The sequence below is a fragment of the Bartonella sp. TT110JLCBS genome, from assembly GCF_042193405.1.
Lineage (GTDB): Bacteria > Pseudomonadota > Alphaproteobacteria > Rhizobiales > Rhizobiaceae > Bartonella.
Genome location: NZ_JBHILT010000275.1, coordinates 300 through 592 on the forward strand (window position 1 = coordinate 300; position 293 = coordinate 592).

The following is a 293-nucleotide window of genomic DNA, read 5'->3' on the forward strand; positions in this document are numbered from 1 at the left end:
GCGCATACTGATACAGGGGACCAACCGCACTCGTCGCGAAAACCATCCCTAGGTTATTCGCAAAGTAGATCATGTTAAAGACGAAACGGCCATCATGACCATTGACCATTGTTCCGTATGAATTATGGAGGGTTACTAGCCAACCGTTAAAGAACCCAACCAATGTCAGCATAATCGGGTAGATTGGCCAACCACTTCGCCCAACTAAGATGAACATTGTGATAATGGCACCAATCAGCCCTTCCATCATCAGTGTTCGTGGGTTGTAGCGGTCAAAGAGAATTCCCGCAATG

1 protein-coding gene is annotated in these 293 nt (G+C 47.1%); it reads right to left on the reverse strand.

Annotated features, from left to right (window positions below):
• Positions 1–293: hypothetical protein (locus ACFILW_RS10910; protein WP_375685844.1), on the reverse strand; the 293-nt coding region annotated here is incomplete at both ends.